Here is a 21,402-nt window from a genome sequence, read left to right as displayed (position 1 = left end):
TTAGGAAGAACAAACTGATTTGTAATCAGCCATCACAAGAGGCCAATAAGTTTAAAGAATGGCAAGCGAGATAAATAATACATTGGACAATAGGCTCTTTTTTTCAGTCCAATCTACGCCAATGTTGATTTTAATTTCATACTGTGTAAAATTGATTCCGCTATGAATAAGAAATTACTTTGTACAACCATTACTATTGGCCTTGTTTCTTGCGCTTGGGGATTGTTAAATTACCCAAAACCTCAGAAGCCTATTAAACAAGAATCTATTTCAAATGTTAGCTGTGTTAGTAAGTCGTCAAAGATAATAAAGAAGACACCGACGCCGTCTACGAAAACAGTAAAGCTAATTGCTGATGCTGCGCGTGAGATGGTTTCAAAGCAGGTAACCACTCAATTAGCTAAAGCTGAAAAAATAGTTAAAAAAAGTGAGCCATCAAAGCCTCATGAAAAACCGATCAAAGTAAAGCGTAAGATTAGCGGTAATCTAGCTTTATCATCGGTATCTTTTGAAGAATTACCCGGTTGGGATACGGCGGATGTTAAAAAGTCTTTATTGGCATTTCAGTTGTCCTGTGAAACATTTTTGAAACAACAACCGTCTCATCCGATTGGTTCTCAGCATATTAAGCTAAAAGCGGGGGATTGGCATCCTGCATGTAAAGCCGCTGTTGGCATTAAAACTATTTCGGAAGATACTGCCCGAACATTTTTTGAAAAGTGGTTTCATCCGATTAAGTTTGAACAAAAAAAGCCGGTTAATGGTTTATTTACGGGATATTACATGCCCCAAATCAAAGGTGGGTTAACAAAAACATCTAAATACAGTACGCCGATTTATGGTTTACCCAAGTCCGGAGGGCGTAATAAGACGCGTGCGCAAATTGATAATGGTGCACTTAAGAAAAAAGCTCCAGTTATTGCTTGGATCCACAGTCCTATTGAACGATTATTTTTAGAAATTGAAGGTTCTGGGGTTATTATATTGCCTAATGGTAAGAGCATTTATCTTGGTTATGCTGGAGAAAATGGGGCGCCTTATACCTCAGTTGCCAAAATTCTCATAAATAAAGGAATTATGACTCGTGATAATGCTTCCAAAGAAGCGATTATTCGTTATTTAGAGGCACACCCTCAAAAAGCAAAAGAGATTATGCATCAAAATAAGTCTTTTGTTTTTTTTGAATCATTAAAGAAGCCGATGGCTCTAGGGGCTCAAGGAATGGCCCTTACACCGGGTTATTCTTTAGCTGTCGATAAAAAATGGATTCCGTTAGGTGCGCCACTTTGGCTAAGTACAACACGTCCTAAAAAGGATCAGGATGAGGACAAGCGTTTACAACGCCTTATGATCGCTCAAGATACGGGTGGGGCAATCCGTGGCTTTATGCGAGGTGATATTTATTGGGGCTCCGGAAAAATGGCTGCATTTTTGGGTGAGCATATGAAGAATAGGGGGCGTTATTGGCTTTTGTTGCCGAAACATATTCTTAAGCGTTTTGCTAAGCGGTAGTTTTATCATATTTATAGCTCGACTAAGCGCTTATTCACGAGAATGTTTTGGCGCGTGTTCCTAATTGTTTTTAATCTCTATAAACCAGGTAGTATATAGGGCTAAGCACAATTATCGACGAGGGCATACGTTCTCGTGAATGAGCGCGCTATTCCATAAAGGTCAAAATTTCTAACTCCCCATTCTATCCGACTGAAATTGAGCCTGATGCCAATAAGGGTAAGGAAGTGTTTGTGTGCTGGCCTCATCAAGCTTTTTTATTTGCTCATTCGTTAAGTTCCAACCCACAGAGCCTAGATTTTGATGCAGCTGCTCTTCCGTTCTTGCGCCAATAATTACGCTGCAAACGCTGGGCTTTTGTAAAAGCCAATTTAATGCAATTTGGGGGACCGTTTTTCCTGTTTCATTCGAAAGCTGCAGCAATACATCCACAATATTATATAATGTTGCATCAGAAACTGGTGGACCTGATTCTGTAGATGTATTGTGAAGCCTGCTTATAGGAGGCAAAGGTTTATTGCGTTGTATTTTTCCTGTTAAACGTCCCCAGCCTAAAGGACTCCAAATAAGAGCGCCTACCCCTTGATCTAAGGCTAGAGGCATTAATTCATGCTCATAATCCCGCCCAATCAATGAATAATAAACTTGATGCGCTATATATCGGTCTGTGCCAATCGCATCAGCTACTGCAAGTGATTTCATCAAATGCCACCCTGAAAAATTGGAGCAGCCTATATAGCGTACTTTTCCGCTTTGTATCAGGGTTTCTAATGTTCTTAATACTTCTTCTACAGGAGTGAGTGGATCAAAGCCATGCATCTGATACAAATCAATATAATCAGTTTTTAAGCGTTTAAGTTGCTCATCACATGATTTTAATAAATGAAAACGAGAAGAACCTAGGTCATTTGCTTCCTTACCTAAACGAAAAGTAGCTTTAGTCGATATGAGGACTTGCTCTCGTTTACCAGATATAGCTTTGCCTAAAATCTCTTCTGCAAGCCCATCAGAATAGATGTCCGCAGAATCAAAAAGATTAGCTCCTGCATCAAGGCATATACCAACAAGCCGTTTTGCTTCTTTTACTCCTGAGCTACCCCATGATTTAAAAAAATCATTTCCACCACCAAAAGTAGCCGTCCCGAAGCTTAGCACGGGGATCTTAAAGCCTGACTTTCCAAGTTGTCTGTATTCCATCGAAATTGTCCTTAGTTATACAAAATTAAACACAGGGATAGAGGCTGAAGCCTTTATCCCCAAATTTTACTGCGAAAAATTATAATGGTGGAGGTGGGGGTCGTCGTCCTAGCAAACCCATAATTAAAAATACCAGGAAAATGACCAAGAATAAAAAGAATAAGATTTTTGCAATCCCTGCAGCAGCTACCGCAATACCACCAAACCCAAATGCTGCAGCAATAAGTGCAATAATTAAAAAGGTTAATGCCCATCCTAACATGATACCCTCCTTATTACTCTTATTTGTTTGAAAGAGTATGTTACTTGTTAAGTATAGCTTGTTCTGCTGATCGATTTAACTAAGAGCAAATTGAAATAAAAAAGCATTTAGAAACAAAATATTTGTTTTACTGTGCTAAATCTACCATAATAGACCTTTTTTCATGCTAGTAACCTTATGTCATCGAAGTCACTTACAATTAGTTTGTTACAAGAGCTTGCGCAAGCAGCTGAATTAAATAAAGAAGGCAAGACAGCTGATTACATTCCCGAACTTGCTAATGTCAATCACGAATTAACAGCAATTGCTGTACACCCTATAGGAGAGTCGGCGCTTTCTTATAGCAATAGTTCTCTTCATCCGGTGACACTACAAAGCACCGCTAAAATGATTCCCCTCATCGGTTTGCTCGAAGAATTTGGGGAGGAGCAATTATTTGAATGGGTTAAGGTGGAACCTTCGGGGGATGATTTTGCTTCAATTACTCGTTTAGAACAATTTGGACCCAAACCGTCAAATCCCATGCTCAATGCGGGAGCAATTACTTTATGCTCACGCATACCTGGTGCTGGCGAGCAACAATTTAGGTGGTTAGAACATTGGGTACAAAAATTATTTAAAGAACGATTAAATATTAATCCTTTAGTTTTTGCTTCGGAAAAACGCACAGGAAATCGCAATCGCTCACTCGCTTATTTATTGAAAAGCAGAAATAATCTCGGTGCCGATGTTCATGAAACCTTAGATCTTTATTTTGCGTTATGTTCTTATGAGGCAATGTTGGAGCAAATGCTGTATCTCCCTACCTTATTGGCCAATGGGGGAAGGGATCCCATGAGTGGTGAACAAATTATCTCTGCTGAAACTTGCAAAATTACGGTTGCTATCATGGCTACCTGTGGTTTATATGACGAAACAGGTACTCACATGGTAAAAATCGGAATGCCTGCTAAAAGCGGGGTCTCTGGTTACACTATAGCGACTGTTCCTGGCAAGGCTGGTATTGTTGTTCTTAGTCCACGAGTTAACTCTAAAGGCAATAGTATACGTGGAGAAATCATGTTGGAAGGACTGTCTAAAGCAATGGGATGGCATTTTGCTCTGCCATAAAAGCTGCGGGAACGCGAGGAAAATCGCATAGGCTGGGCTTGTTAAGCCCAGCAGAAAAGGGCGTGCTATACTCCAATTCTGGGCGCCTACATAATGACATCGAACTATAGAATACGGGATCTGTACCCTGGTTTAAAAAACTATAGAGCAATTTCCTTATTTTTCAAACAGTATATGGTGAGTGATGGGTTCTCTGCTCGCCGAATCAGAAATTACTTTCATCGATGGGGCATGTGGTGGAAAAACTTCAGCAACTTGGCAATACCAGGTGCTTTTGCAGCACTTTATTGATGTGTGTAAGCACGAGAAAGCAGCCGCGTTCGCGACTGCACTTTCAAGCCTTCATTTCACAGAATTAGACATCCAGTCGGTTGATGCACTGGTTGTGACTGCATAAGTTCTGCAAGTTGTAAGTTTTTGTTCGACATAAGTTTTTCCAAACAACGATGCAGGTGTCGTGCGGTGCCACAGGAAACCCCAGTATTCAAAGCCGACGGGCCGAACCCGAATATATTGACCGAAAAATCCCCACCAAGACCATCAAGCGAATCATCGGTAGTAAAAATTGAAAAATTCCCATCACCATCTCTAAATTTATAGGACCTCCCGACCGACTCCTTTTTTTCTATCATATAATAAAGACCCTGCGCCATCAGACATCTATCAATACCGGGCAAGCGCCTCATTTCAAAACCGATTAATTGCCGCCACACCAAACGAATCTTGTCCCAATTATCGCCGCTTGTTTTATATAAATCATCCCATTCACGGTCAAGTAGTTCAAAAGCATATAGAAGACTTGCATAGTTATAATGCATACAGGGTTTCGTCATAATTCGAGGCGCCCAGTCCTTTCGAAATTTAATGATGGCATCACGAATCTTACTCGCGCGCGTCATATCTTTTTTGAGCAGTGCCGTTACATCTTCAGCAGAAGCATCTTTAATGATTTGAATTAATAGCTCTAATTTATAGGGTTCTTGTTTCAGTATGCCATCAATGTGGGGTTTATAGCGCTCATATTGGCGTATTTTTTGCTGCTCACCATCTTTTATTTTTGAGAAATAACCCTGCACCATCTTAGCCAGCTCATAATCCCCAGCACCCAATACCAATTCATAAATGGTTACATTTCTTATTTCATTGCCACCAGGTGTTTTCACATCGGCTCTTTGAAGCAGTAACGTTGGATTCTCATCTAACATTTTAAGCAGTGCGTCCACATCTTCTTTTCGAGCATACGCTGCATACTGCAATGCCTGTGCTACATCGCTTGTTGCCCACCCTCTGATTTCTCGAATTGAATCAACTGGAAATTCAGAAAAAATGGTGTTTTCGCGATTACGTATCATGAGCATGGTGTATATTTGTTCACGGCTTAGCATGGTTTTATACCTGGTTGTGGTTAGTGGGTATTAATTCGCTTAACAATTGCTGTGCATTATACGATCAATGTGCCTTATATTCAACCTACCCCGGGATGGTTCAGGTCAAATGCACAAGATAATGGACGCTTTACCTTGTAATTTACTTTAGTCGTGAAAATTTACGAGAACGGTGAGTTAAATACATACCATTAGTTGGAACAATCATGCTACGCTACTTTTAATACACTACCTACCTTATGATCTATAGTACGGCTACTATACGATTTGGTTCCAGGTCTTGGTCTTTTACAAACCGTTTTTTTGGAACAGATGTCTTCGCAAAAAATATATTTCTTGACTCATTGAGATTGAGTCGCTCTTCTTGCACCTTAAAGCGTTCATTTTTCTCTTGGTTCGAATTAGGAATATTAACCGGGTTACTATTAAGCAAAGCCAATGGCGAGGGTTCAGATGGCGGTTCGTTAGGGTCTATATTTTGCACAGGCTCTAGGTTGCTAGAAATTTGTTGTTCAAGGAGGGGGAATGCCATCCAGCCCATAAGAAACACACCAGTAAGTGCGAGGCTAATTGAAAGATAGACCGCACTGCAAGCTAGAATAGCTAAAGTCGCCGAGCATATTAATATCTGTTGCATACTCCAAAAGCTTTTTTGTGGAACTTCAGCTTTTAAGGTAGAAGGCTCTTCTGGTTTTATCACTAGTCTTGGTTTTAATCGCTCTAACCCTGTGGTGAACCGCTCCATGGTTAGGCTAAATTTAGTACGCAAATGCAACAAGTCCTGTTTGCTTTCTTCGGCAATTCGTTCAGGATCTTTTTGATAATCTAGGAATTCTTTTAAGGCATTTTGGCAATCAACAGGCAAATCCTCAGGTATGTTTTCCAGCCACTGGCAGAGCTGTTCGTAGTGGGTCGCTGCTGGAAGTTTTCCCAATAGAGAAAAGAAATTGGGATGAGCAATAACTTTTAGTAAATTTAAAAACTCATAGGAAGAAAGGTTACTAATTTGACTAATAAAATCAGAGTTTAGTTGAGATGCTCGCTGCAAACTCATTTTATACGGAGTATTTTCTAGAGCGTTTAAAATAGGTTCAGAGCGAGATGCATAGGATAAAAACGTCATTAAAGCATCGACGTTTAATAATGCTCTGGGTTGTTCTTCTCGATAAGCTTCTAAAAGGTTTAAAACTTCCGGAATTATTGGAATTAGGGGGATAAGCTCCTTCTTCCCAGTTAGTTCTAAATATTTTGATAAGGCCAACAGTAGCGCTTTATTTTTTGCAAGTGGCCCCAAATTATCTAGGATCCAACCCACTTTAATTTCCTTTTCATTCGATATCTCTGTAAGTGCTTTAATTACCGTGCACAGGTCATTACCAATATCATCAAGTCCAATTAGTATTTGTGCTATTAGTGATTCTGAATCGCTAAAGCTGCTTTTAAGTTTGTTTTTTATCCACCCAAAAATAGTAGGTATTATAAAACTCTTTATAATGTAGGGGATTGGACCTCCCATCAACACCGCACTGATTGTCAATGCCGTGCTGATTCCACTAAACCAAGAACGAACGCTCGATAAATCTATTTGTGGTAGACTTATCTCATCCCATTTTTTCTCTTCAATTTGCTTTTTAGTGGTCTCCAGATACTCTGAAACAAAGGTTTTAATGCGCTCAGCAGGTACTAAATAGCCGATTACTGGGATATTTTGTGCATAGGCAATGAGCTCATCAACATTAGATTTAACCTCTAGAGTGAGGCTGTGAATAAGTTGTGGCTGAAGATATTTCTTTTGTTCTAATGCTTGTCCGAGTGCCTGTTTAAAGCTGCATTTATTTTTAAAGTAAGGATCAAACAGCTCATTAATCTCTTCTAGTCTATGAATATTTTCTACCGTTTTCTGATGACCATCCATGCTCCATTTGCGATAGAAAATATCGGCCATAGCACTTAATTGATTAAGTGTTACATCGGAGAATTGCGGCGCAGCACTCGTTAACACGTCAAGAGGAATAGATGGCTCCACAAATTGCACTGAATTAAATTTATTTTGCGGAAGCCATAAATCAAGCACTCTATTCTGATCGCTAATTCGGGCAGTTAAAAACTCATGGGTAGCATTGCTATCCAGTGCCTTGTGATTATTTAACAATTGTTCATAATGCTTCTCTGCATTGTGATTCAGCGTGCTTAACGTTCTAAGTAAACTTGCGTGATCTGTAATTGATGCGCTTTCCCCATATTGACGAATTAAAATTTTATCCGCTGTTTCACGAAGTTTAAGAACATACTCGTGGATCATAAAATAGCGAGCGTCTTCTAGTAGACGCATTTTTGAACGTTCTTGCTGCTGTTTCCAACTAATTTGGAGTTGATGGGCTTTAAAGGCATCAGCTAATGTTTGTGCTGAATCATTAGGGCTACCAATATTTTGTGCATCAATAAGAGAAATATATCCCCCTTGTTCGCCATTGCGGGCAGCTCGACCTTTTATTTGATCTAACTCGCTGGGGGTCAGATCGGTGCAGGTGTTAATAACCAGTAATCCTTGTTCATGCTCCGGATTTATATCTGCTCCACGCCCTAAACTTTGATTTGCTAGAGTAAGAAAATCATCTTTACCTGCGGTATAAATGACATTTGCCTCTGATTTTCCAGCCTCAGCGTAGCCGTGAAAACATTGCAACGGCCATTTGGTTTTTGTTTTTAAGAAGGCCCATATATTTTCTGTAGCTTGGGGAGACGGGGTGATCAATAAAATAGGCTGTGAGGGGTTTTGTCGTTTATAAGTTGCAATCCATTCATGGATTTTTTTCAGATGCTCTTCTCGCCCAAAGGCTGTGACTAAGCCTAAGTCTTCAGAAAGATCGGGGTAGAATGTTGGGTATTTAAACGCGACTAATCCTTGTTGCTCATAAAATTCGGCCAGCTCGACACGACTTCCAGAGGTTCCGGTTAATCCGACAACTGGCCCATCATTTAAGCGGTAATAATCAAAAAAGTTTTTAGCACTGGTTGCTACCAATGTTTCGGTGCTTGGTTTTATAGCAAAAGGATACGTCGGAGGTGGATTTTTGTCATTGAGTGCGGTATGCAATAGCTGTTGTACATATTCTGAATAGCTTACTTTAGGATCAGGTCTTTTAGTAGTTGCAAGGATTGGGGCTGCATAATATTGTTTCTCATCCGCTTCAACCACATAATAATCCACTTTTTCTTCTAACTCATGAGTTACCATAGAGGATTCAATTAAGGTGTTGAGTAATTCATTAGAAATTTTGTTCGTAAATTCAAAGAAGTCTTGGTCAGGATTTTTGGCAATAAAATAGTTTCTTAAATTTAAAACGTCATCTTGTGTACTGCAGGGATTATCTAGATAGATTTCTTTTTCTTTTACAAACTCCAGAAGCAATTGATAAGCTTTGGTCCATTTCTTAGTCTCAGTTAATAATGGATCTAGGCTGGCAGCCAAACGAAACTGGATGGTTGTTGTTAATATCGCATCAATCTCATCACATACTAAAGCAGGATTTTTAGGAAGTGGCTTCTTTTCTAAAGTCATGCGCGTGCGAAAAAGCGCAAGATTTGATGCGGTGGAATAATTTATACCATTGGAAACATATTCATGATGAGCGCTTTGAGCGGCAAGAATATTTTCTCCGTGGCCAATCCCTAAATACTGATAGAAGGGGCCAAATTTATCTAAAGCATTATGAGCTAATTCGTCGTTTTCAGTGGCTATATCGACCGTGTGCCCTAGAGCGCAAAGCCAGGCACCATGCATGGCACCTACAATACTTTTCCCTTCTCCTGTTTTGAGTTCGTGGATCAAGTTTCCAGGATAGTGCAAGCGTTTTAATAAAGTGAGTATTTGTGTGCAACGTGGAAACTTTTTTGTGGTTTGGTAAAGCGCTTCTGCACTTAAGGCGATTAAGAGTAATTGATTGTGATGGCATTCCTCTCCTTTCGCAATACGTTCTTGCAGCGCTTTAAATACAATCGGAAAGTCAGTTTCATCTAAATCATAAATGGTGCATTCTTTTGTGATTCCAGAGGATTCAAATTTAAATGGTTTTTCAACCATGTGCGCCATTAATAATTGATAATCAGCCCATAAACGCTCTTGTTCTTCCTCACTTAAAGGAAGGGGGGCATCAGTTTTATGAGATTTCAGTTTAATCGCGGCAATTTTTGCTTTAACCACTTCGGCATCATACTCAAAGCGCTGCAGATTCTCTTGGGATTTTTGACGTTTAAGGTGAGTGATAGCCCCATCTAAAGAAGCCCTATCTAATAACGTTAAAATTTCTGAAGTGCTAATGAACTGCACTTGATGCAGTTGAGCTAGTTTTTTTAACGCTGATAAAGGTTTATCTTTTAATTTTCGTAACTCATCGGCCAAAGGTTGTTTTGTATGCTGACAAATACTCTGAGCAAGTTTTAATAAACATTGTGCCTCTTCACTGTTTTTTTCATTCAAAGCCGCATTTAATTCGGCAAGATCATAAGCACTATCTAGCTCGAATAGGCCCTTGATAAGGTCTATGCCTAAGGAGTATGAGTTAACTTTGGTGAGAAATAGGGTGATTTCTTTTAATTGCTGCGCGCTTAAATAAGAGTGGGCATTTAAAAATTCAAGCCCATCATTATTTTTTATCATTTGATTTAGAACAGTAAATACCTTTTCGGCCTCCTCGTTACCTAGAGGTAGTAGTTTTTCTATGAGGTCTAAAAGGAATCGAGGATGTTCTTCAAATTTAAAAGAAGACTCTATAAGGATACGAATTAACGTTTTTGCTTGAGGCAAGCCATAGTAAATATGCGGTTTTTTAGCAAGGGCTAAAAGAAAGGATGAAGCCTTTTTATCTGTAATGGCTTGCCCTTGTTGTTTGGATATCTCTGTAGCAAAGAGTTTAATAAAGCATAATAAAGCCTCTACATTGGTATTTTTTTCAATGAGGGTCTCTAGTGTTAAATAAATAAAACCATTAGGATTACTGCGTGAAATAGAAGATAGTGACTCTAAAAAAATGTTAATCTGGATCAGATTACGCAAAAGGATTTTGGCATCCAACCCAGGATAAAGTCTCTTTAAATAAGCAAGTATGAGTTTTTGGTGTACTGCTGCGATATTAAACTCATCCATCCACAGACAAATAAGAGATTGGACAATTTGAGGATTGTTATTTAGTCCAGGGAGTGCTTTTTCCAATTGTTCTTTTTGAGTAAATAAAAAATGTCCTAACTTTTTTGAAGAAAATTTTCTTAAAAAAATGTTTGGAATAGGTTCTTTGTTTATTTTAAATGCATCCAGCCGCTGGCCTCTCCAAATACTCCATAAACTGTGTATCCCATTATGCTCATCTGTTGGGATTTGGTTTAGATGTCCGAGAAAGCGATTAATTTGGTCAGAAATTTGAAGAGGGGATAAATCTATACTTAAATGGTGAGTTGCTAAAAAGCGAATAAAATTTTCTTTAAATGTTTCTGCAACAAGTGTCTCGTGATACCCATTGTCAGTAAAAGTAAGTGCGTGGTATGCACATAAAAGTTCTGAAAGATAGGCGTTAGTCGCATCATTGGTGTCTGTTGTAGCTTGATACAATTGACGATAAAATGAAATGTCCTGACGAAGGGACTGAGTTCCCAAGAAGCGAAAGAGCGTGGTTTTTAGTGATGGTGCTTCTGTTTGATGAGCCATCATAGCGTGTACTAATTCTTCACTAGAGACAGCGTAAGACTTAGTAAATGGATTGATGGCAGCAGAGTGAATTTGCATTTCTGCACTTAGCACATTAAAGCCATTCCATTCCAAAGCATAATGTGCATCAGTGGCTAATAGCGAAATACCCTTGATTTCGTCAATTTGCTCTTTTAAAGAATTCTTTTCTATTGCATGATCAATCAGCTTTTCTAAGCCAATATAGAATGTTTTAATTTCAGAAATTGGAGCAATAGATAAGCCATCGTTATGAATTAATTCTTGGGTAAGCTGATGAGTTAGTTTTCGTGCTTCCGCTTCTTGATTACCACTATAAAACAAGAATTTTGCATAAATGCGATTCCAGAAGCGCTCTAATTCTACGAATTCATGATAATCTATGATTAGCCTGTTTTGTGCGGCAAAGATTAGGAAATGAAAGGCGAACAACTCAAAATCAGGCCATTCATTAATTTTTGCTCCCATTGGAATTCTGGACGCAAGTTTTAAAAACGGATTAAATGAGGCATTTTGAAGTATTTGCTCAACGGATGAAACGTTTAAAGCGTATTGAAAATAGATTTTGTAAAAATAATCTACTAGAGATCGTGACTTTAAAAAGGACAGCAATTGGAAAAATGCTGCCAACCCACTTTTATGTTTACCAATTATGATTTGCAGTAAGATTTTTAAATTGTCTTCATTATGATCTGTAAACTGAAAAATAAATTTTTCTAAACGCGCTATATCCCCCTCATTATTTGGGAAATAAAAACAAACCAAGCTTAAAAGCTGAGTCTCTAGAGCTTGGATCTCTCGTGCATTAAGTGGCGCATGAGGCTTAAATAAGCTTAATAATTGTTCTGCTGTTTGTATCAGTTTACGTTGGAAATCTTCTTTAACGGCATTGAGTTGTTCCTCAGATAACAAGGCCGAATGAGTTAATGGGGTTTGAAATACGGTTGGTGTTGTGTTGTCCGAGTTCTCTGTTTGCAACTGAGCTTGGTAGGATAAACTAGAAAAAATTTTAGGAGGCGTGAATAGATGCACACCTGGTTTGAGTTTTCGTTTTAAGCCGCATAAAGTACGCCCATAGAAAAAAGAATCTTTAATGACGCATTCTTTAGGAAAAAGACCATCTGTTTGCTCAATGTCCTTTATTAATGCATCAGCAATGGGTTCCTCCATTGCATCTAATGGGAAGTGAGGGAGTGGAACCTGAAGTAATTTGCCTTTTTCATCTTCAATTAAAGCATTACCAAAAATACGTGAAGCAATCTGTAATCGAAAGTTAGAGTTACTCGCTAACTGCTCATAGAAATGGAGTTTACTGTGTTTTTTAAGATAAAACTGGGTAAGATAACCTGCTTGTTCTAACATGCGCTCATGTTCAGTAATTTGTGACAGTGCTTTCTTTGCATAAGCTTCTATTTTTTTGCAGAAATCACCCAAACTTGTTTTAAAATCCCAAGAAAGCCCATGCTCAAACGTAAAATTTTGCTGCAGAGTTACGTTTTGAGTCAATTGTTCCTGTACTTGTTCATTGATTGCTTGAGTTTGGCTTAACTCCTCTTGATGCGCTACGCTCTGCTGATGAGTAATCGACAATTGTGCTTTAGATTTTAATTGTTCTCGAGTTAATGTTTTTGAATCTCGAACATTCTTGCTTACTTCTGGAGCGTATATATACGCTCCAGGAAGTGGTTTTCGACGTGTATGTAGCTCTAAACTGGATAGCCAGGTATTTTTTACGGTTTCTCGGGCTTGAATCTCTCGATAAATGAGCGATGTTGCTTTTGCTGAAGAAAAATAATAGCCTGCACCATGCGCTAGAGGCTGAAAACCCTCTATTTTTTCTTGTGAATGAGGTTTTAAATTCAGTAGGTTGCTGTCAACATTATCTTTTGTTATTAAAACAAAATGGACAATGAAATTGCACTTGCTCTCAGCGATTAATTCGATAAGTTCTTCATAGGCTCGTTGTCTTTCGAGCTCATCTTCATAGTGATGTCCTTTGAGGACAATCGTTAATTCTTGAGAAGAGTTTTTTGCAAGATTGTGAAGAAAAAGCATCAATTCGCGAATCGAGAAGGGATAAGTAAATGCTATGACGTTTTGGTTTTTGAACTCGTAATGGCGTTGATAATATAAAGAAAGATAGGCCGAAAAAACAGAATCGAAATAATCATAATCCTTTAAAGGTGTTTTATAGTCACTCCAGTTAAAATCCCTGGAGTTAGCTTGATTAGGAGCAAATTTAAATTTGTTAATAAGGTATTTTCCCAACTGATAAGAAAGTCGGTTTCTCGCTTTATTATAATCTGCAACATTGGTCACCAAGATGTCGATATCTGGACGATAATGCTCAGGAGGTGTTTCATTCTTAGGAACAAAAAAAACCTCTCTGAAATTAATACCAACGGTTTCCCCCTGGTTGATATGACTAATAATCTCTGATAAGACATAACCGAAAACAGAGGCGAAATCTGACCATTGAACAAGATTTAACTCATCAAAATCTTCTAAATGTATTTTATGTTTATATTTTCCCAGAGGCAGGGACAGTGATGTTTTATTTTCTTTTGCTATCCTACTAGGTCGTTCAGGAGCTTTGAAACTAACCCTATTTTGTTGGCAGGTCTTAATCAGAGACTCATATATACTCAGGCTGGTGTCCTGTTCTGCACCGATGGCCTGTGTGCTCCATAAGTATTTTTTCTCGTTACTAATAAAAAAAAACGGCTGTTCTTTCTTTTTAACATAAATAAAAGGAGCTAGGCCTAGAGGGAACATAAGCTGATTTAAGTTAAATAAAATGAGGATGATTATAACATAATGTTCTTCATTGGTACAGTTGTGAAAATATAATTACGATATGGATATATAATATATATAAATACTTGCGTATCAAGGAATCGACTATGCGAGAACGAATAGAAGTTGAAATGGATGGTCCTGGAGCGATAGAGCCCAACGATACACATAAGGAGATTTTTACTACCGATTTTAGTGGATGCACCGCTTTTTATGCGAAAACCGACCAGGGCTATGGACTTTATCATATGCGCTCAACTAGAGAAAACCGCGATAATAGCTTTAATCAAAATTTTAAAGAGTGGTTAAATACGTTAAAAAGTTATCAGGGACAAGACAAAAAAATTCATTTTGAACTAGGGACACCATGTACCACTATTCGAGAAGAGCAGCATGGCAATGTTTTTGATACGCATCCTTTAGTAGGCATGGAAACTTATTTAAAACAATTATGCCAAGAGGAGAGTATAAACGACTATACAATAAGTTTTTTAGATATGTCTGAGGTGAAAAATGTTTTTGCAACAGTTAATGGAACCATGTGTTCATGTTATTCAGAACCTTATACTCCTAAAAAAGCAAAGTATCAAAACGATGAGCAGATTTTACAGGGGCTCGAAGAACTTAATGGTACTTGGACAAAAAAACGATCGGTGGAGTTTATTGTTAGTGATCCCCATATGGGTTCTGATCCACTGTTTAAAGAAAAATATCGGGAGGAGTATGAACTCTATTGCCAGGAACTATCTGCTAAAAGAGATGCTTTATTAGCAAAAATACAACGAATGATAAGTTTTGCAGGTCCTGAGCAGAGTGATTTGTTAAAGGATGTAGCTGAGGCAGTACGTAAGAGGGATTTTAATTTTTTATGCGGAGATATAATAGAAAAGCCATATTATCGAGGCAAATCAACTGATGAGGAAACTATTTACAGGGAAGCTATAATGCTCACAGGGAAATCCTTAAGTGGCGAACTTGAACCAATACCTGAAGCTCTTAAAACTACAACGAATACAATGCAAATCACTACTCAATATAAAAATCAGTTGATGGATTCTAAAACACCAGAAACAGACGAAGAGGTGAATACTAATCGAAAATCAGGGGACTGCACTATTTTATAGGAGTAAGTATGCATCATTCGCTTCCGTTAATAACTACTGTTGCATTTGCCTTCGCCTTAGCGGTTATGTTTGGCTTTATTGCACTCAAATTAAAACTACCTACCTTAGTGGGCTATCTAATGGCAGGAATTGTAATTGGTCCATTTACTCCTGGAATATTTGCCGACGTGAATATTGCCCAAGAGTTAGCTGAATTAGGAATTATGTTGTTGATGTTTGGTGTAGGACTCCATTTCTCCCTTGGTGATTTATTAAAAGTGAAAGCGATTGCGATACCCGGAGCAATTGTACAAATAGTGGTGGCTACCTTGTTGGGGGCAGCTGTTGCTATTTTATGGGGCTGGAGCTATGGAAGTTCATTGATCTTTGGGCTGTCTCTATCCGTAGCGAGTACCGTAGTTCTATTGCGCGCTTTGGAAGAACGGGGAGCTATTGAATCCATTAATGGGCATATCGCCGTAGGCTGGCTCCTGGTTGAAGATTTGGTTATGGTCGTCGTATTGGTATTGCTCCCCCCATTTTCTTTTTGGCTTGGTGGTTCAGTAGGACAAATCGATGCGACTCATCCTTTTGCTGTTGTTTTAAGTATTACTTTGGCTAAAGTTGCGGCTTTTATTCTTCTGATGCTCGTAGTAGGCAAGCGTATTTTTCCTATAGTGCTTTGGCATATTGCGAGCACCGGATCGCGGGAATTATTTACTTTATGCATTATTGCAGCAGCAATCAGTATTGCATATATTGCATCAATGCTATTTGGCGTTTCATTTGCCTTAGGTGCTTTTTTTGCAGGAATGGTTTTACGCGAATCTTCTTTTAGTAATCGAGCAGCTGAAGATTCGCTACCCTTAAGAGATGTGTTTGCGGTCTTGTTTTTTGTCTCTGTTGGAATGTTATTTAATCCGATGGTGTTAGTCCACGATCCTTTAAAAATCTTTGAGGTAATCTGCATCATTGTTCTGGGAAAATCTGTTGCGGCTTTTGTATTAGTCCTTCTTTTTCGATACCCCTTTTATACCGCATTAATTGTTTCGGCAAGTCTTGCGCAAATAGGGGAGTTTTCTTTTATTCTCGCCGAATTAGGAGTGCGCTTTGGTGTATTGCCTGTAGAGGCACGAAGTTTTATTCTCGCCGGAGCGCTGATTTCTATTGCGATGAACCCATTAATTTTCCGTTTGATAGACCCCATAAAGAAATGGACCAAGAGGCATTCAAAATGGTCGGTTTTTCTTGAACACTCAGATGATCTATTAGCTCATTTACCGGTTAATACTCCCGGTAAGTATCGCAGCAAGCAAGTGGTTTTAGTTGGCTATGGTAGAGTAGGAGAACGTGTGGCTAAGTTATTAATTCAAAAAGAGATTCCTTATGTGGTAGTGGATAATAATCGGGAATTAATTGCCAAATTACGAGCAGATGGAATCCCTGCTATTTATGGTGACGCAGCTGACCCCTTTGTTTTGGAGCAAGCTCAAGTAACCCATGCGAGTATGCTGATGCTTCTTATCTCAAACACCATTGATGTACGAAAAATGATAGGGAATGCGTTGAAATTAAATCCTGATATAGATTCAGTAGTGCGCATTCATAATGAAAAAGAAGCAAAATTATTGCAGGCAGATATAGAAGGAAAAGTCTTTTTTGCTGAGGAGGAGATTGCTCGGAATATAGGGGCTTATGTACTTAATCGGTATGATAAGTTGCATGTGGAGAAGGAGTAAACTATGGGAAATCTCCACGAATTACCGCGGCTTGACCGCGGTATCCATCAGTTTCGGGGTGAGTGGCAAAAAAATCTGGACTGTGGGCAAACTACGGTAATTCGGGCTTTTATGAGCCAAGAGGTACGTGCCCAGATGTAAGCAAAAGGCAAGCAAATTACATACTACTAATCACTGCAGTCGCAACACAGGCTGTCGCTGCAACAGCCAACCCTATAACTGCCGCGGGTTTAAAAAAACTATTACTATTAGTTGACACATTGGTTTTTACTCGAGCACTCTCCTTGATTAACGCGTTTTCTGCGGTTTGAGAAACCTGTTGAGTCGGACCATTAGGTGGACTCGCATTCACTAAAACACCTGCCCGAGCAGTAACGTGCACTTTCGAGAACACATACCCCTCTTTCTCAGCATACAAATCATATTCGCCTGGTGGAACATTTGAAAAAAGAATGCCTCCATCTAATGAGGTGCTCGTTAATGATTTATCAAAAGGATTCGTTTTATGTGTTATTGGAAAAATACCGAAATAAAACGGAGCGGTTTCAACTTCAGGAGAAAGTCTTACTTTAACGCCTTCAATACCTTGAGGAATATCATCTAAGGTCATATTGGGTGGTGTAATTGTTGCTGCAATCTGACCTTTGTCTGGGGAGGGTGTAAAGCCTGCTGCCCATTGAATAAATGAGTAGGCCATTTCAGATGGAACTTGAAATGATACATTTTTTAAATAGTTTTTATCATTTATGCCTTCAGGAGGTACGATGAGGGTTGCTGATTGTGTGGTTTTGTATCCAGACCAATAAGAGCCTGGCTTTTCAAAAACTAAGGTAATTGGTTGACCCACAGGCCATTCAATGGAAAATTTTCCTTCCGAGTCAGTGTAAACTCCTTTTTCTTTAGCACCCAGCGGCCAAACAAATCCACCCGCAATAGCATTTCCTGATATAAATGAACGTGCAAATCCAGAAACTAAAGCTGTTTTTTGGTTCATAAAAAATCCCTTTGGATTAAAAACGGAAATAATATCATAGACTATTATAATGAAAATGGTCCTTTTCGACTGAGGCTATTTTCTTGAGCCTCATTGACGCCTTGTTGAAGAGTTGGGCGGTTTTTAAATCGGAAGATAATCACTTCTAATTCTTCTTCAAATTCGGAGCAATAAATCCCGGCATTTTTTAAAAGCTCAATAGATTGTTTTACTAACTTTCTGGCGGTTTGAGGTTTTTCCTTATGCTGTACTATACCTTGTTCCCAAAGAAGTAGATGGTTTTTCAGGGTTTGCATGATAAATAAGCTGGTAGTAATTACTTCATTGATGCTTATTTTATAGCTTCTAACTGCGAGGTAACAAAGTAATTCTTTTACTGCACCATCTCGTGCAAAAAGAGCAATCTTTTCCAAACGCTTTGAGTTGATTGAATGTGTTGTTTCGAAGATTTTTATATAAGAAAAATCCTGTTTTAAACGTTTCAGAGCAATCAAAGCATTTTCATCATATTGGCCTACGGAGCCCCATTTGGAGTTCCAGGCAATTGTCTTTAAATCTAAACCCAAACGCACCAGCTTCTCTAAAATTTTTATGGTCATTTGATCGGTAGGTTTAATATGTCCGCTGTTGTTATCCATTTTATGGAGAATCCAGTGCAGATTATTCGTGGTATCTAATTTACTCTTGAGGATTATTTTTCCTGCTCCTTGAGTTTGCTCTCCGCCAAAAAAGCTGGAATGATTTATCACTCCTCTTTTTTTCACGCCACCCAAAAATACTAAATTATCTTCCAGATCTCCTAAGACATAGATGATTTCAACCAGCTCCTCTTGTTTCGTAGGTTTAGGCAAGCTGGCTCCTTCAACAATATTTCCTGGCTTAAAATGCACTATCCAAGGGATTCTTTGGGTAGAGGTAGTTAGGTAATTTACCTTAGGTAGAGCATTTAAATGGTTTATTCCGTATTTTTGTAGCTTGGGTAGGGACTGCTTGTTTAACCATTCTAAAAATTTTTGCGGATGGCGACTGTGGGGCGAGGTAGTCATTAAATAGTCATGCCAGATATCTAATAATTTGGCGCCATACAAGTGGTTGGAATAAATTTCACATTGATATTCAATGCTTAATCCATTTCCCAGCGCGCTGATGTCTAAATGATGAGCTAGGGGTCGTTTCATTTTAGCTGCAAGGATTCTTTGTAATGCTTGGTGTGATGAAATAAGATGTGGCAAAGCAATAGCACCCCATTGCTGCCACGTGCTTTGCATGCTTTTACAGCGAGTGACCTGTCCATGATCCTCAATAATGCAACGTATATTTTCATATTGAGTTTCTTCAATTATGGAAAAAAAATAAGGAAATTTAGCCATTACTTTTTGCGAAGATAAGGCTTGGAGCATCTTATTTAAATCAGTTACTTTAATTGACTGCGTCGTCACATTTGTTTCAATGGACAGCTCCTCAAGATTTATATTGAGTAATTTGGAAAAACCTTGTTTGTTGAACGAAACCTTCGGATGCTTATCACCAGAAATCCCAATAATTTCTTCTTGGCTCATGTTAAGAGAGTCTAACAATAAAAAAAGAAGCACTCCTTTTTTTAGAGTAGTTACTGCTTCAGAAATTGTATAAGTGCGGGTATTTAAGGGCATTTTTTATTTTTCTGGCATGCATTATACGTAAAGTGTTCAATTATCTTAAATACGAAGCATTAATTCAATGCAGGAATAACACCATGCTTTAGGCCAGTTACCGATTCATTTTGCAGCCAAAGCAGGTCAGGTAGGTCATTGAAAATGATCATTGCGCGGGACAATCGCAATTAGAAAAAATAACACTTAGGGGAGCGACGCGGTAATAATAGCGACAGAATCACGAAAAAAGAAGTTGTAAAAAATTATTAGCATTAGGCGCTAACCCAAATCATGGCTTGGGTGAGGTTTCTCATCACGAGACAGGAATGATGAATCATAGAGCCTGATGGCGATGCTTGGGAGCTAGGGGGCCTTTGATTCATAATTGTGATCATTTTCCTCATCATCAGTATTTGTTGGGGTGTTTCTGTTCTGTGCAAAAAAGGTTGATGGATTTGTTTGAGTGGGTGGATCTAATGGAATAGCTGGCATTGCTGTAGGTCCCCGATCATCCATGAACGAATCAGGGGAGAAGCTCATTTTGGTATATCGTTCATCAGGATTAATATAGAACGTGCTTAGTCTATTTATTACTGATTCAAAGGGGGATCCAGCTTTGAGATAATAGAGTATTGTATCAGCAAGTCCCTTAAATTGGGGGTTAGTGGATGCCTGAAAAAGAAAAGTAATTGCTGCATGGCTTTTTGTTTCATCTGTAGGAGACGATTCATCTATAAAGCTAGCCACTAAATTATAAAAACTTGTTTCAGGAAAGAGTAAATAAGCACATACCAGCGGGGCAAAAGTATGCTTACTGCGTTCTAATTGATGAATAAGTGCAGCACGTTCATCATCTGTTAATGATTTCGTCTGTTCATGAAAGCTTAGAGGAATAGGATAAAAGTTATTATTATCAAAATCATCTTTCAGTGATTTGAAAATAGGAGTCATAGCTTTATTACGCGCTAAAAGCATTTCTATCGGCTCTACATATTCAGTAGTATATATTTGTTGTACCGAATAATTGTTTGCCAGGGCTTCGAGGACAAGGTCGATATTTTGTTGATTAAAGTCAATATCGTAAAAAGCTAGTTCCTCTAATGAGGTATTATTTTTTAGATATACTGCAAGCGCACCTACTAATTGCTCCTGAGTTTCATTAGAAAATGGTGTATTATAAATCCCTAATTTGGCTAGGTTCTGGCTCGATTGAATACTCTTCAATAATTTTAAAAAACCATTCGTGATGAACGTTTTATCGAGCACAAGTTGAATCTCTAAAGCGGTTTTATTATTAGTAATGATATTCTCTAGGGCAACAACATCATTTTCCGTAAGAGCCGGGAATTCAATATTTAAATACTGAATTTGAGAGCAGAATTTAGGTAGAGACTGAAGCAACGCAGCACGTGCATCTAAAGGAACATCTCGGCTTATTTTAAAACCCCATGGTTCTTGTTTATTTTGATTCAATGCCTTTTCCAGGGCGCCTAGTTCTTCCGTAGTCAAGGCCCATTTTAAATTAAAATCAATGATATTCTCGGTCACTGTTCCATTTGCGAGGGCAATAACTTGCTCGTTAAAGTTATAATTCGTTATTAGGAACATTCGATCACTCCTGGAGTTCATTATTCCCAGTATAGCACTCTGGGTCAAAAATAGTCAGTGTATAGTTGGTATCTACACTTTAACCAAAATTAGATCTTTATTTAATGCAGGAGGAGCTGTAAAGCCCAGCCTTGGGATTTGAAAGTCTTCAGGGGCTTGATGGTCCTGCATACCTGTTAGCTAACGAGTGCAATTAAATTACTAGCTCAACCATACTTTCAAGTCCAGAGTTCGGGTGAGCTGAAAAAAGAAGAGGCATTGCGCTCACATGCTTGCTCTGCGCGACGAAAAAATTACTCATTTTGTTTAAATTCAACTAAAGAAGGGCCAGGATATTTTTAAT

12 protein-coding genes are annotated in these 21,402 nt (G+C 38.6%); 5 read left to right on the top strand and 7 right to left on the bottom strand.

Features of this window, described 5'->3' with window-relative positions; all coding sequences use genetic code 11:
• Positions 1-162: 162 nt before the first annotated feature.
• Positions 163-1,512, top strand: a complete 1,350-nt coding sequence (mltA, locus tag E1P08_RS01530; protein ID WP_133135257.1) for a murein transglycosylase A — start codon at positions 163-165, stop codon at positions 1,510-1,512.
• A gap of 171 nt (positions 1,513-1,683) precedes the next feature.
• Here the strand turns inward: mltA and E1P08_RS01525 are convergent, their stop codons facing one another.
• Entirely contained in the window at positions 1,684-2,709 is a 1,026-nt protein-coding gene (locus E1P08_RS01525; protein WP_133135256.1) for an aldo/keto reductase, read from the bottom strand.
• A 79-nt stretch (positions 2,710-2,788) separates the two neighbouring features.
• The gene (locus E1P08_RS01520; protein WP_133135255.1) at positions 2,789-2,971 is read right to left on the bottom strand and encodes a DUF1328 family protein; all 183 of its coding nucleotides are present in this window, start codon (positions 2,969-2,971) and stop codon (positions 2,789-2,791) included.
• Between the two features lie 177 nt (positions 2,972-3,148).
• Here E1P08_RS01520 and glsA point away from each other — a divergent pair, with 177 nt between their 5' ends.
• A complete protein-coding gene (gene glsA / locus E1P08_RS01515; RefSeq protein ID WP_133135254.1) occupies positions 3,149-4,081 on the top strand; it encodes a glutaminase A in 933 nt (310 codons plus the stop codon).
• A 347-nt stretch (positions 4,082-4,428) separates the two neighbouring features.
• On the opposite strand, the gene E1P08_RS01510 is transcribed toward glsA, so the two are convergent.
• Together E1P08_RS01510 and E1P08_RS01505 are read right to left on the bottom strand one after the other, a co-directional pair.
• A complete protein-coding gene (locus E1P08_RS01510; RefSeq protein WP_133135253.1) occupies positions 4,429-5,466 on the bottom strand; it encodes a hypothetical protein in 1,038 nt (345 codons plus the stop codon).
• 244 nt (positions 5,467-5,710) lie between these two features.
• Positions 5,711-13,960: a preprotein translocase subunit SecA gene (locus E1P08_RS01505; protein WP_133135252.1), complete on the bottom strand. Its 8,250-nt coding sequence runs from the start codon at positions 13,958-13,960 to the stop codon at positions 5,711-5,713.
• Between the two features lie 128 nt (positions 13,961-14,088).
• Here E1P08_RS01505 and E1P08_RS01500 point away from each other — a divergent pair, with 128 nt between their 5' ends.
• The 3 genes from E1P08_RS01500 to E1P08_RS17085 are packed head-to-tail and all read left to right on the top strand — an operon-like array spanning position 14,089 to position 16,964.
• Positions 14,089-15,105, top strand: coding sequence for a hypothetical protein (locus E1P08_RS01500; RefSeq protein ID WP_133135251.1), 1,017 nt, complete (start codon positions 14,089-14,091; stop codon positions 15,103-15,105).
• An 8-nt stretch (positions 15,106-15,113) separates the two neighbouring features.
• The gene (locus tag E1P08_RS01495; protein ID WP_133135250.1) at positions 15,114-16,823 is read left to right on the top strand and encodes a cation:proton antiporter domain-containing protein; all 1,710 of its coding nucleotides are present in this window, start codon (positions 15,114-15,116) and stop codon (positions 16,821-16,823) included.
• Between the two features lie 3 nt (positions 16,824-16,826).
• Positions 16,827-16,964, top strand: a complete 138-nt coding sequence (locus E1P08_RS17085) for a hypothetical protein (protein WP_165485054.1) — start codon at positions 16,827-16,829, stop codon at positions 16,962-16,964.
• 16 nt (positions 16,965-16,980) lie between these two features.
• Here E1P08_RS17085 and E1P08_RS01490 read toward each other — a convergent pair whose 3' ends face one another.
• The 3 genes from E1P08_RS01490 to E1P08_RS01480 form a co-directional block, all read right to left on the bottom strand.
• Positions 16,981-17,817 (bottom strand): peptidase associated/transthyretin-like domain-containing protein, encoded by an 837-nt coding sequence (locus E1P08_RS01490; protein WP_133135249.1) that lies wholly within the window; start codon positions 17,815-17,817, stop codon positions 16,981-16,983.
• Positions 17,818-17,861: 44 nt separating this feature from the next.
• Positions 17,862-19,469 (bottom strand): hypothetical protein, encoded by a 1,608-nt coding sequence (locus E1P08_RS01485; protein WP_133135248.1) that lies wholly within the window; start codon positions 19,467-19,469, stop codon positions 17,862-17,864.
• Positions 19,470-19,814: 345 nt separating this feature from the next.
• Entirely contained in the window at positions 19,815-21,059 is a 1,245-nt protein-coding gene (locus E1P08_RS01480) for a hypothetical protein (protein ID WP_133135247.1), read from the bottom strand.
• Positions 21,060-21,402 lie beyond the last annotated feature (343 nt).

It is taken from the genome of Legionella rowbothamii, assembly GCF_900639985.1.
GTDB classification, from domain to species: Bacteria; Pseudomonadota; Gammaproteobacteria; order Legionellales; family Legionellaceae; genus Legionella; species Legionella rowbothamii.
This window is presented reverse-complemented; position numbering and strand designations above follow the sequence as displayed.